The 12,748-nt window shown below is 48.2% G+C and carries 8 protein-coding genes; 3 read left to right on the top strand and 5 right to left on the bottom strand.

Annotated features, from left to right (window positions below; translation table 11 throughout):
* Positions 1-117: 117 nt before the first annotated feature.
* Together ACYX4J_RS06990 and ACYX4J_RS06985 are read right to left on the bottom strand one after the other, a co-directional pair.
* On the bottom strand, positions 118-336 hold the full coding sequence (locus ACYX4J_RS06990) for a hypothetical protein (RefSeq protein ID WP_476178173.1): 219 nt from the start codon (positions 334-336) through the stop codon (positions 118-120).
* 1,948 nt (positions 337-2,284) lie between these two features.
* Positions 2,285-2,911 (bottom strand): MiaE family protein, encoded by a 627-nt coding sequence (locus ACYX4J_RS06985; protein WP_444914185.1) that lies wholly within the window; start codon positions 2,909-2,911, stop codon positions 2,285-2,287.
* A 220-nt stretch (positions 2,912-3,131) separates the two neighbouring features.
* On the opposite strand from ACYX4J_RS06985, the gene ACYX4J_RS06980 reads away from it, so the two are divergent.
* Complete coding sequence (locus ACYX4J_RS06980) at positions 3,132-4,067, top strand: hypothetical protein (RefSeq protein ID WP_476178172.1); 936 nt, start codon at positions 3,132-3,134, stop codon at positions 4,065-4,067.
* 43 nt (positions 4,068-4,110) lie between these two features.
* On the opposite strand, the gene ACYX4J_RS06975 is transcribed toward ACYX4J_RS06980, so the two are convergent.
* Positions 4,111-4,560 (bottom strand): DUF1289 domain-containing protein, encoded by a 450-nt coding sequence (locus tag ACYX4J_RS06975; protein WP_476178171.1) that lies wholly within the window; start codon positions 4,558-4,560, stop codon positions 4,111-4,113.
* Positions 4,561-4,864: 304 nt separating this feature from the next.
* Between ACYX4J_RS06975 and acnB the strand changes: the two genes are divergently transcribed.
* Together acnB and ACYX4J_RS06965 are read left to right on the top strand one after the other, a co-directional pair.
* Positions 4,865-7,480, top strand: a complete 2,616-nt coding sequence (gene acnB / locus ACYX4J_RS06970) for a bifunctional aconitate hydratase 2/2-methylisocitrate dehydratase (RefSeq protein ID WP_444907834.1) — start codon at positions 4,865-4,867, stop codon at positions 7,478-7,480.
* Between the two features lie 1,053 nt (positions 7,481-8,533).
* Positions 8,534-9,892, top strand: coding sequence for an alginate lyase family protein (locus ACYX4J_RS06965; RefSeq protein ID WP_476178170.1), 1,359 nt, complete (start codon positions 8,534-8,536; stop codon positions 9,890-9,892).
* Between the two features lie 28 nt (positions 9,893-9,920).
* On the opposite strand, the gene ACYX4J_RS06960 is transcribed toward ACYX4J_RS06965, so the two are convergent.
* Together ACYX4J_RS06960 and ACYX4J_RS06955 are read right to left on the bottom strand one after the other, a co-directional pair.
* Complete coding sequence (locus ACYX4J_RS06960) at positions 9,921-11,294, bottom strand: MFS transporter (protein ID WP_444917668.1); 1,374 nt, start codon at positions 11,292-11,294, stop codon at positions 9,921-9,923.
* A gap of 52 nt (positions 11,295-11,346) precedes the next feature.
* Complete coding sequence (locus ACYX4J_RS06955) at positions 11,347-12,726, bottom strand: MFS transporter (RefSeq protein ID WP_444914190.1); 1,380 nt, start codon at positions 12,724-12,726, stop codon at positions 11,347-11,349.
* Positions 12,727-12,748: the final 22 nt, after the last annotated feature.

Here is a 12,748-nt window from a genome sequence, read left to right as displayed (position 1 = left end):
CCGCAGCTACCTTCCAGATAAATCGATCATCTTATGGAATTATGCGGGTGGCACAGAATTTTGAAGCCCAGCGAAACATTGATCCATCATTTCACCCAAAGTCCGCTGGGCTAAATCTTAAGCTTCCCCTAGTAGAATTTTAATTATTGCCCCAAGAATATAACCAACACTATCCGTCACTCCACCAGACACATCACTTCCAGCCATTAACATATCTGCTGAAATGGTTTTCCCTTCTTCAGATATCTGAGTATGCATCACATCCTCATGTATTGAGCCAGCAAAACATACACTGATAGTTAAGACCATAAAAAACAATTTATATATAACTTTCATTTACATTCCTCCTAATTGATCGAGTTTTCCATCTTTCCTTCTTTCCATCCTCCAAAAATTTCCCTATTTTTGGAATATCCACATTAATGGATATTTGAACAGCCTTCAAACCTATTAGATTAAACTTAAAAATCTCATATGAAACCTTAATAGCTTCCATGAACGAAATAATACCTGCGAGATCAGCCTAGGCATAACTTCCTGACGGAACAAAGTAGCCAGCAAGATTGAACTTGCGGTTGCCAATATCTTCCGGATCATATTCAACCTCCCTGAAACCTAAAAAGCATCAACAACTCCAAAAGGTTCAGTGTTATCACTGGGACACGCGCCCAGTACTTTTCTGCCATGTCTAAAAGCAGAGGACCACCACCTGCCAACATGGTAGAATTGTGTTTAAAAAATCCAATATCTGGTTATCCATAACCAGATATTTCGTCAAACACCAGTCCCAAATAACAGCACCTCCCCAGCCTCCCTTTAATATCAACCTTTACATTTCATTGCATGCAAATATTTTTTAACATCCTCAGGAGCCAATAAACAATTACAGCTTTGAAATAGCTTGCTCTTAGCAACATCATTGGTCACACAAAAGATCATCTTGAGCATCAATACTGATTCATAGTTAGCTATGTTGATGTTCAAACGGAAAAATATAGCCTTTTTCGCCAGAGTAAAGTTGGAAGCTTGCCATGTCTTTTTTCAGTCCTTCTCGAGTAAGGCCAAATAGCCTCACACCCTAACAGGATTCTTTAATGGCTTTATTGATACAACCTTCTCGCCAAGGATAAATGTAAATCATGGTCATATCTACTGGAGAGCGTCCCAAGATCTTTATATTTTCTGCAAACTAAAATACTACGGCGTCTAAGTGATCAACCCCACTGTGAATACCACCTTGTTTTATGAGATCTTATGCAAGATTATTGAGTAAAGCACGGGACAGCCTTGCCTTTGTGCTTCTCTCAGCATCTGTATATTTCTTGGAAATGAAAGATAGTTTTTCCATTACTTACTTTTTTTGGAGGAGGAGGGGAGAAATACCGGGCTACCTGGTACAAACTCACCACAACAATCACCCTGACTGATCATTACGCCCTTCAATCTTCAGTACTCCAAGATCGTCGGATGCGGCCCCTGCAGTAACACCAATAGGTATACCGTCCTAGGCTTTCCCGTTTTGGTGCATTTCTCAGGTAGTCTAAAAAATTCCTGAAATTAGTCCGTTGTCTAGCATCTCTCTCTTATATGTCGTTAAGCAGTTTCATTAACCCTTAATCCACTACAAAAAAGCATCCAAAGAACCATTTTCGTCTTCCTTGATTCACTCCGGCGAAGATGTCCACAAACCATATATACTTTCTGATTACAGAATAACTAATTGAAAATAAAAAGCTGATTAAGAAACGGCACTTAAACCTTCAAAAGGCGGTGCTCAAAAACTGTACTTCCACACATTGACTCTAAAGTATAATTTTTACGGAAGGATGGTCAGTAGAAATTCACTGTGCAGTACATATCTTTTTCAAGTTTGTGGCCAACAAGGTATTGATGAACAGCGCCTAGTGTACGAGTTTGATCTTCTAGCGTGCTTACGATAGTACAGCTTACAAATACCCTTTGGTATTAGTTTACTACTGCTCACCCAACTTACTTATAGCATTTGATCAATCGATATCGACTTGTACTGGCGAGATCCAACAGAGACCTGTGCTGATTTTTAGAGCACTAACGTAGAATCGGGTAAAGGCAACAGAACTACCAAGCAGTCCTACGATAACGCCATAGCCAACGTTTTGAGCTACTGCCGGTATGACCCAATTTAGTGAGCTTAGGCACTAAGTATTCTGGTGTTTTCACTAAAGAATCAGGAAGCTTGTAGCCAATAAACATCAATTCAAAAGCTTCCTGAAAATCTGAGCCAACTTAGCAGGCCGGGCTAGAATTACTGCCCGGCACTCTCCGGCACACCACTGTGAAAGCGGAACTGTCCATCACTACCTTCCACTAATTCCTTTTCTTTCTCCAGCAGCACCTGAACCCTAGGTTGAATATCTTCATCGGAAGCCTTCTGGGCAAGGTGCAGGTAATCGCGGAAGTGACGCGCCTCAGATTTAAGCAGGGAGAGATAAAACTTCTGCAACTCGTCATCTAACTGGGGCGCAATCCGTGCAAAGCGCTCGCAGGAACGCGCTTCGATAATAGCGCCACAAATCAGCGTGTCGATCAGTCGCCCCGGCTCCGCACTGCGGACTTCGGCACGAAGACCGGCCGCGTAGCGGGAGGCACTAACGTGGGGATAGGCGATGCCGCGCTTCTCCATAATCGCCAGCACCTGCTCAAAGTGGCGCAACTCTTCGCGAGCCAGACGCGACATTTTGTTCAGCAGCTCAAAGTCATTCAGATAGCGAAACATCAGGTTCAGGGCAGTACCCGCCGCTTTTTTCTCGCAGTTGGCATGATCGATCAGCATCATTTCCGGCTCCTTCAATGCCGCCTCCACCCAGGCATCGGGCGTGGGACACAGTAGGAATTCATTGATAGCGGACAGATCTGGGATTTGAGCATTCATAGGGCGAACAAACTTAACTGGAGCAAAATAACTTGGCGCGGGATTATAGCGGCCCCAAGCCACAAACGCCCACTTTTAAACCGCCAGCGGGTACTACTTCACCGACTGACAGAGCCTGGCAGCAATTACCCAAGAAGGTCCCTAGTGATAAATACACTCAATTTGATAACGATTTATTAAGTGCATTAATATATAAATCACTTTTTATCCGGCATATCTGATGAATGACTACAGAACCCAGGCAAAAGCTATCCCACCTCTACTGGAAAACGTCCATGGCGCCGTCCAAGCCCTGAGAGAATCCCTGGAGTTGCTGCAAAATGCCGAGAAACCCTGGCAGCACTATCTACTTCAGCCCCCTTTCGCACAGGATGCCGCACTCAGTCTCAATCAGAGCTTTGAACGCCCCTATTCTCTGTCAGGCGCTCTCTACTCGCAACTCGACTATCTGGAGCCCATTAGCGCCGGAGGAGATGCCCGCGCCACTTTACAAGTACCGGGTTTATTGGCGGTACCGACCAAAACCCTTGAGTTTGCCCAACAACTCAATAACCACAAAGAGATCTTTGCCAAGGCTATCGCCGAACTTCGCAGCGCCCTGGCGGAGCGGCCAGTTGCCGAACAGGATCGTACGGTGCGAGAAGTGCTTGCGGATGCTGGATACCCCCGCGCGCATTTGCGCCAATGCTACCGCTTGGTGTTGATGTGTCCGAAACGCCCCGATGCGATTACCCTCTCATGGATAAAGGCGCGTAAATCCATTCGCAAGGTCACGGTGAAATGGTGTGAAAAGAAGCTGGTGCAGCTGGATCCTCAGGGGGCCGATCCCGGCATCCAATACCAGCGCCAGCTACTCGCCGGGCTACACAAAAGCCAGCAGGAGGATTTACGCCAGGTGCAAGTGCAGAGTCGCCCCAATCTCCAGGTAGCGGAAATCTTCTATGGGCACGAGCTAGGTGAGGAAGAGGAATATCATCAGGTCGGCTATTCCTCCATGCCAATTCTGGTAGAAGCCAACGAGGCCGGACAACTGCCTGAATTCACCCGAGTCGACCACCAACCGAGCTTGAGTCGACGGCGCCAGCGGCGGGATCTGGCAATCGCCAGTGAACCCTTTCTACCGGCGCTCAGAGTATTTTTGCGCCAGCAGCGCTAAACCCAAGCCCCAAATGGGGCTGCCATCAAATTTTTGAACCTTCTTAGGTAATACCAGGCGCCACATAGCGCTGGTAATAGGCGACAGACAGTGCGTAAAAATCCTCATCGATAAGGCGGCGAATTTCCACCAGTGGGGCGCCGCGAGCCTGTGCGGTGAGTTGCAACCCAAAAGCCTTGAGGTCCGATATCTGGCTGGCCCCTGCCCTCAATAGTTCGAACACCCAGCAGTATGGATTTTGACTCTCATCAAAACGGACCCGCTGGTGATGAAGCTGCTCCAATAGCAGCTCGCGATCCACGATCTCCAACTGGCTGCGTACTGCGTTCACCAAATACCCTTCTCGGCGCTCGGCAATTACTCGGCGCTGTTCTTCACTATAGGCATTCCAATCAATAACCTCGTGTGCAAAGCGCTTGCAGCCACGGCAAACATCATCGCCAATTCCCGTGGAGCAAACACCGATACAGGGCGTGCGAACCTTCTTATACATTAACTATCCGACCAACCTATTTATGCCGCCCGCGCGGCCTTCAAATTGCGCGTAGCCTATTTTGTTTCCGCCGCCAAGAAAAGGGGGGAAGTACCAGCTGCCAAACCACTAAAATTCACCCAGTAAATAGTCATAATTCACTTAAATTATTGATTTTTCGATAAACTTAACAGCAGTAGGGCTTTCCTGTAGTATTCGCCCCCCGCCATCAGCGGCCTCGAAAAAAAAATCCCGGCTGACAGTTAATAGATCGGGAATTCCACCCGCTGTAGGTGCCACCCCACACACCAAGAGGGACTTATCAGTGCTTGAAGCCTATCGCAAACACGTCGCCGAGCGCGCCGAACAAGGTATTCCGCCAAAGCCATTGGACGCCGAGCAAGTCGCCGGCCTGGTTGAATTGCTGAAAAATCCGCCAAAAGGCGAAGAACAGGAACTGGTTGACCTGCTCACCCAACGCGTTCCGCCGGGCGTTGACGAAGCCGCTTATGTTAAAGCAGGTTTCCTGTCCGCCATTATCAAAGGTGAAGCAGAATCCCCGCTGATCGATCGCAAACACGCTGTAGAACTGCTGGGCCAAATGCTGGGCGGTTACAACATCTCCACCCTGGTCGAGCTGCTGGACGACAAAGATCTGGCCGAACTGGCTGCCGAGCAGCTGAAAGGCACTCTGCTGATGTTTGACGCCTTCCACGATGTGGAAGAGAAAGCCAAAGCCGGCAACGAATTCGCCAAAGCGGTAATGCAATCCTGGGCAGACGCTGAGTGGTTCACCAAGCGCAACAAAGTACCCGAGAGCATCAAAGTTGCCGTATTCAAGGTAACTGGCGAAACCAACACTGACGACCTGTCTCCGGCACCGGATGCCTGGTCCCGTCCGGACATTCCCCTGCACGCGCTGGCCATGTACAAAATGAAGCGCGACGGTCTGGAGCCAGAAGAAGCAGGCGTTACCGGTCCGCTAAAGCAGATCGAAGAAGTTAAAGCCAAGGGCCTGCCCGTTGCTTTCGTTGGCGACGTAGTAGGTACCGGTTCTTCCCGTAAGTCCGCCACCAACTCCGTGCTGTGGTACTTCGGTGAAGAAATGCCTGGCGTGCCCAACAAGAAGGGTGGCGGTATTTGTATCGGCGGTAAAGTTGCCCCGATCTTCTACAACACCATGGAAGATGCCGGCGCACTGGTATTCGAAGCCCCCGTTGACGAACTGGGCATGGGCGACGTTATAGAGATCCGCCCTTACGACGGCAAGATCCTGGCCGAAGACGGCAAAGTCCTGTCTGAATTCCAACTGAAGTCCGACGTACTGCTGGACGAAGTTCAGGCTGGCGGTCGTATCAACCTGATCATCGGTCGCGGCCTGACCGGCAAAGCCCGTGAAGCCCTGGGCCTGGCGCCTTCCGAGCTGTTCCGCAAGCCTGAGCAACCTGCCGATACCGGCAAAGGTTACACTTTGGCGCAGAAGATGGTTGGTAAAGCTTGTGGCGTTGAAGGTATCCGTCCGGGCACCTACTGCGAGCCGAAAATGACCACTGTGGGCTCCCAGGACACCACTGGCCCCATGACCCGTGACGAACTGAAAGACCTGGCCTGCCTCGGCTTCTCCGCCGACCTGGTAATGCAGTCTTTCTGTCACACTGCGGCCTATCCCAAGCCCGTTGATATCAGCACCCAGCACACCCTGCCGGACTTCATCATGAACCGTGGCGGTGTTTCCCTGCGCCCGGCTGACGGCATCATCCACAGCTGGCTGAACCGCATGCTGCTGCCGGACACCGTAGGTACCGGTGGTGACTCCCACACCCGCTTCCCCATGGGTATCTCCTTCCCGGCAGGTTCCGGTCTGGTAGCTTTCGCCGCCGCTACCGGTGTTATGCCGCTGGATATGCCTGAGTCCGTACTGGTGCGTTTCAAGGGTAAAATGCAGCCCGGCATCACCCTGCGCGACCTGGTGCACTCCATTCCTCTCTACGCCATCAAGCAGGGCCTGCTGACCGTTGAGAAGAAAGGCAAGAAGAACATCTTCTCCGGCCGCATCCTCGAGATCGAAGGCCTGGAAGACCTGACTGTAGAGCAGGCATTCGAACTGTCCGACGCCTCCGCCGAGCGCTCCGCTGCTGGCTGTACCATCAAGCTGTCCGAAGACACCATGTCTGAGTACCTGCGCTCCAACGTAACCCTATTGCGCTGGATGATCGCTGAAGGTTACGGCTCCAAGCGTACCCTGGAGCGCCGCGCGCGCGCCATGGAAGAGTGGCTGGCCAACCCGAAACTGATGGAAGCGGACGCCGACGCCGAATACCTGGAAGTGATCGAGATCGATCTGGCCGAGATCAAAGAGCCGATCGTATGTGCTCCGAACGACCCGGACGACGCTCGCCTGCTGTCCGACGTTGCTGGCGACAAGGTAGACGAAGTGTTTATCGGCTCCTGTATGACCAACATCGGTCACTTCCGCGCTGCCGGTAAACTGCTGCAGGAACACAAAGGTGGCATCTCCACTCGCATGTGGATCTCCCCGCCCACCAAGATGGACGAGCACCAGTTGATGGAAGAGGGTTACTACAACATCTACGGTTCTGCCGGTGCCCGCACCGAGATGCCTGGATGTTCCCTGTGTATGGGTAACCAGGCACGTGTGGCACCGAACGCCACCGTACTGTCCACCTCTACCCGTAACTTCCCCAACCGTCTGGGCGATGGTGCCAACGTGTACCTGACCTCCGCTGAGCTGGCTTCTGTAGGCGCCATCCTGGGTAAACTGCCGACTCCGGCTGAGTACCAGGAATACGCACAGAACCTGGACTCCATGTCCAGCGAGATCTACCGCTACCTGAACTTCGATCAGATTGAAGACTTCCAGAAGTCTGCCGAAGAAGGCAAGCGCATCGCAGCGACTGAGATCCAGGAAGTGAATGTCTAATTGACAGCCTGATCCAGACGAAAAGCCCCGCTAACTAGCGGGGCTTTTTTTTGCCTATAGGAAAGATCTCAGCTTGCCCTGCACAAAAAAATAACTTTTAAGCTGGCGCACTTTACGTCTACATGGCTCGACACCAAGCTCTAGAATCTAGCCGACTATAATTAACTCCGAATCACGAGAACAAAATTTGATTGCCGGCTTTCCGTCAGCAATCAATGAGCACTCACTAGATTTCTCTATATCTAACTATAAGAATATGCTTCCATGCCAACGCCCGTAAAACAGCTATCTTCCGAACAGGAAACAACATCACTCCGTGAGCACACTTTTTGGATAAGGTGGCGAGATCGCTGCATATTCTTTTCTCAAAAGCTAAAAAGAAAAACCCTAAAATATGCCAGGCGCCTAGCCAATATTATTATGCGAAGGTATCGCCATTTTCCCAATTTCCACTATCCGAGCAGTCGTTCCCCCTACCCCAAAACTACGCCAGTCAAATCTCATAAAGCCACAACAAATAGAACCCAGACCTTTGTTCTCTACAGAGTCATCGGCAACGACTTAGCTCCCCGGCATAGTGTGGGACAGTCCCGCAAGAATCTTGAATTTATTTTGAAGCATGAGCCTGAACTCGACGACTGCGAAAAAATATTTATCCTCAATCGAATAGTCGACCCTAATGAAGAAGCAGCCATCATTAAACTACTCGACGACTTTCAACAAACCTTTCTCAGAATCCCCTTTAGCTGGGACGACTACCGAAAAATAGAGTGGAATATTCTCGATCACCCCATCAGCTATGCCCCCTATAAATTAAAGGGGCTACGATTACGCCAGGACTTAGCGGTTCAGGCAGAGCTGAGCCTTTACCGCTATAAAAACAATTATGTAATGAACAATAATGGGGCCAGAAATCTCGCCCTCCAGGACGGCAAATCGAAAGCAGACTGGATTTTACCTTGGGATGGCAACTGCTTTGTAACCCAAAAAGCCTGGCGAGCAATAAAGCAACAGGTACTCAACAACAACGCTTACCCCTACCATGTTATTCCAATGACAAGACTGCTGGATAACCAATCCATTCTATGTGAGAACTTCAAACCAACTCCCACTGAAGAGCCACAAATAGTATTTCGATCTGATAGTACAGAGGTATTTGATAGCCGCTACTGCTATGGCAGGCGACCCAAGGTAGAACTTTTATGGCGGCTAGGCGTATCGGGGAAATGGGATGAGTGGGCGATTTTCCCATGGGATCTCCCCTGCCCGGATTACTCGGAAGCCGCAGGTCACTATACTCAGGGAGGCTGGGTAGCCAGACTATTTTCCGGAAAGCCGCATCTGGAGCGAACAGATCAGCAGTCCAGCCGGGATCGAGGAACAACTCGCTCTGAAGCTATCCTTGCCATGCTGGATCAACTCGATGATTCCAGCTTTTCCGCCGACACATGCGCCCCTGGCAGCAAGTTGGCCGTAGCAAACAGGTGCGACCTTCCCTATCTAATACTATTAAGAGAGGCCACGCAAAGATCGGTAAAAGCAAAACAGAGGGCGCGGCCCAGTTCGATTAACAGCCTGCTTCAGGATTTGACCATTGTCGCCCTTGCCCAATCCCACTGCTCGAAGCCGGAATTCATTCAATTTATCGACAATAGTCTCATCAAGCTATTCCCCGACAAACATGAAACGAAATACAGCAAACAATTACAATCTGTAAATCCCAACCTACTGGTCCACACCCTCTGCACTTTAAAAGAACTTAAACAAGAACAGCAGATTCGTCTGATAGGAGTTGAGCGATTAGACTACCATCTGGAGCAATACCTTAGCTGGCTGATAGATAGTCATCGCGGACAATCAATGCGTCCAAAACTTGGGCATCTTGGCACACAGTATGATTTACAAGTTGTAGCTTTAGCGCTCTATCTCAATCAAATACAAGCTGCCAGAAAAACTCTCAGGGACTCCCGCTTCCGAATATTAGAGCAGTTTGATCACTCGGATAACCAAGTATCGAAAATCAAGAGTAAAAATAGTGTTCATTATGAATGCCTAAATCTTCAATTATGGATTTATCTTGCCAGTCTCGCAGAAACAATTGATGAAAATTTCTGGAACTTCACAGCAAGAAATGGGACTGGCATCCAGCAGGGAATAGATAATTTTCTACAAGCATTCGAAAACAACAAGGGCGCCAAGCATTTCGATCGGCAGAGACTGATCCCAATAGCCTATGCCTACAGACAACATTATGGAGAGCTAAAAATAGAACTTAATGCCGTACCAATCAGCCAATGCAAACCTGTTTTCCCAATCGAAACGGGAATTTTCCCATTTTGGAACTTTGGCAAAGAAGCACAAACTTTGCCTTTAAAGGCTGCCGATCAATTAACAACTGAAGCGGAAAGATAGACAACGGATAGGTTATTAAAATCAAACCTCAGGCTTTTTTATCCCCAACAAATAAAATGCAAATAATAAAAGCAAACATGGCGAGATAGGCGTTTACAGTAAATGCATATTCAATACCCGACGGCATGTCAGTGGCCATCGCCACTATCGTTGTATTCAACCCTAATCCTACGGCACCACCCGCTATTTGAAACATAAAAATGATTGCACCCGCCAAACTCGCTCTACTGTTATCAACAACCGTTATAGCCACAGTGGTAATGGTGGAATTGAACAAACCAATACCAGCACCTAATATCACCAGGCCAGGAACCAAAGACATATATTGAGTATCCTTGTGGATATGAGATAGAAGATACATTCCCAGCGTCATCAATAAAGTAGCTGCCGATACTATCTTCTTTGCTCCAATCACATCATATAGCTTCCCTGCCAGAAAGCCGAAAACGCTAAAGGAGAGCATCATAGGGATCAACCCCATCCCCGCCTTCATCGCCGAGGTACCTCGAACATGGGTTAAGAATTGGGGAATAAAAAACAATCCCGCAAAGAAAAGTGCTGAAATCAATAACGTAGCAATAGAGGCGAAAACAAACCGTTTATTCCCAGCCACATCCGGTGGAATCAACGCCTGAGCCCCAACTCGCTTCTCAACGAGACTAAACAAGCATATAAGTAAGAAAAAGGCAGCGATAAGGCCGAGGACCAATGGGCTTTTGAAACCGACATCAACCACAAGATCAAACGCCAGCAGCAAGGCAAATAGAGCCATCGACAGCGAAGTGATTCCGGCATAGTCAATACGTTCATCACAAGCTTCTGGAGAGTCATCAGGAATCACTCTCCAGCAAACATATAAGGCAACTGCTGATACCGGCAGGTTAATAAAGAAAATCCATCTCCAACTGGCATAATCTGCCAGCGCACCACCCAACAGTGGTCCAACTGAATTGGCAATACCGCAAACAGTAATCACCAGCCCTCCAGCCAAACCCGCTCGCTTTTCAGTCATCAGGCCATAGGTCATACCCAGGATCGACGGCCACATCATAGCCCCTCCAATCCCCATCAGTGCCCGGGATATCAATAACATTCCCATATTAACTGCAATCCCACCGATAAGTGAGAACGCCATAAATAGCAGGGTTCCAATAAAGAATACCCTCCTCCTGCCATACATATCGGCAAGGCGACCACCTGAAATAATCAGTACTCCAAAGACTAAGGCGTAACCATTAATGACCCACTGGGTCGTTGTAAGGTCAGAGTGGAACTCGTGCTCCATTGCCGGCAGCGCGGGAGAAAAGGCCGTAAAATCATTGGCGACAAGGAAAATGGCAAGAGACAGAGCCAACATTCCAAGGTATAAATTCTTATCTAAGAGACCCTCTTGTCTTTCCATTGCGTAAACCTGTACTTACATATACATAAACCAATTGACATACAAAATGACGTTAAGCTTTTTCTTCCTTAGACCCTATAAATAAAACGCAAATAATAAAAGATAACATCGCCAAGTATGCGTTTAATGTAAATGCCTGACTAATCCCATAAGATATATCACCAGCCATTGCGACTATTGTGGTATTCAGGCCCAACCCCACTGCACCACCCGCTATTTGAATCATAAAGATTATTGCTCCGGCCAAACTTGCTCGGCGCGGATCAACAACCGATATTGCAAACGTGATTATAGTAGAATTGAATAAGCCAATACCCGCCCCCAAAATTAACAACCCGGGAACCAAGCGAATATATTGACCGTCCTGATAGATATGAGACAGCATATATAAACCTAAAGCCATTAATAGTGTTGCTATGGAGACAATTAGCTTGGCTCCCAGCACCTTATAGACATTACCAGCAACAAAACCAAATACACTAAATGCCAACATAAGTGGAACCAATCCCAGACCTGCTATTGTTGCAGAAGCTCCATGGACTTTACTTAAATATTGCGGGATAAAAAAGAACCCCGCATAGAAGAACTGGGCAATTAACAAAGCGACACAGGCTGCAGTGACAAAAGACTTGTTTCCTGCTACATCTGGAGGGATTAATGCCCCCTCAGCTGCTCTCCCCTCAACCAATATAAAGAGGCAAAACAAGAGAAAAAAAGCCATAAACAGTCCAAACACCAGATAGTTTTTAAACCCCACATCGACTACAAAGTCGAAAGCAAGCAGAAGAGAGAATAGTGCCGATGACAGTAGAGCAACTCCTCGATAATCTAACTTATCTTTAGGCACATTTAACGAATCTGGTGGAATCACTCTGAAGCAAAGATAAAGAACCACTAGAGAAAGTGGTAAATTAATAAATAGAATCCATCTCCAGCTGATATAGTCAGCCAGGAAACCTCCCACTAATGGCCCTACAGAATTTGCTATACCGCATATCGTAATAATCAGTCCACCGGCCAACCCTGCATTCTTCGGTGTCATCAGACTGTACATCATCCCCAAAACAGACGGCCAAATCAGCGCACTCCCCGCCCCCATAAATGCACGGGAAACCAATAGCATTCCCATACTTCCAGCAATTCCGCCCAAAAACGAGAAAAACATGAAAATTAATAACCCGACAATAAATGTTCGCCTCCTACCATACATATCAGCCAGACGACCTCCTGAAACTATCAACACACCGCAAACCAATGCGTAAGCACTAATTACCCATTGACTCGTAGTAAGATCTGACTGGAACTCTTGTTCAACCACAGGCAGTGCCGGCGAAAATGCAGTGAAATCATTGGCCACAAGAAAGATGGCCAGGGACAGCGCGCCTAGACCAAGATATAGATTACTTTTCACCGAGGGCTTTTTATCAACCACACCTAAAAACTCGGCTTGTTCT

The organism is Microbulbifer sp. ABM4_008 (assembly GCF_056311705.1).
Note: the sequence above shows the minus strand (reverse complement) of the source record. Positions and strands in the feature narration are given on the sequence as shown.

Coding starts and splice junctions, on each gene's coding strand:
- ACYX4J_RS06975 (WP_476178171.1), bottom strand. CDS start 4,560: ATGTATAAGAAGGTTCGCACGCCCTGTATCGGTGTTTGCTCCACGGGA.
- ACYX4J_RS06985 (WP_444914185.1), bottom strand. CDS start 2,911: ATGAATGCTCAAATCCCAGATCTGTCCGCTATCAATGAATTCCTACTG.
- ACYX4J_RS06980 (WP_476178172.1), top strand. CDS start 3,132: ATGAATGACTACAGAACCCAGGCAAAAGCTATCCCACCTCTACTGGAA.
- ACYX4J_RS06960 (WP_444917668.1), bottom strand. CDS start 11,294: ATGGAAAGACAAGAGGGTCTCTTAGATAAGAATTTATACCTTGGAATG.
- ACYX4J_RS06990 (WP_476178173.1), bottom strand. CDS start 336: ATGAAAGTTATATATAAATTGTTTTTTATGGTCTTAACTATCAGTGTA.
- ACYX4J_RS06965 (WP_476178170.1), top strand. CDS start 8,534: ATGACAAGACTGCTGGATAACCAATCCATTCTATGTGAGAACTTCAAA.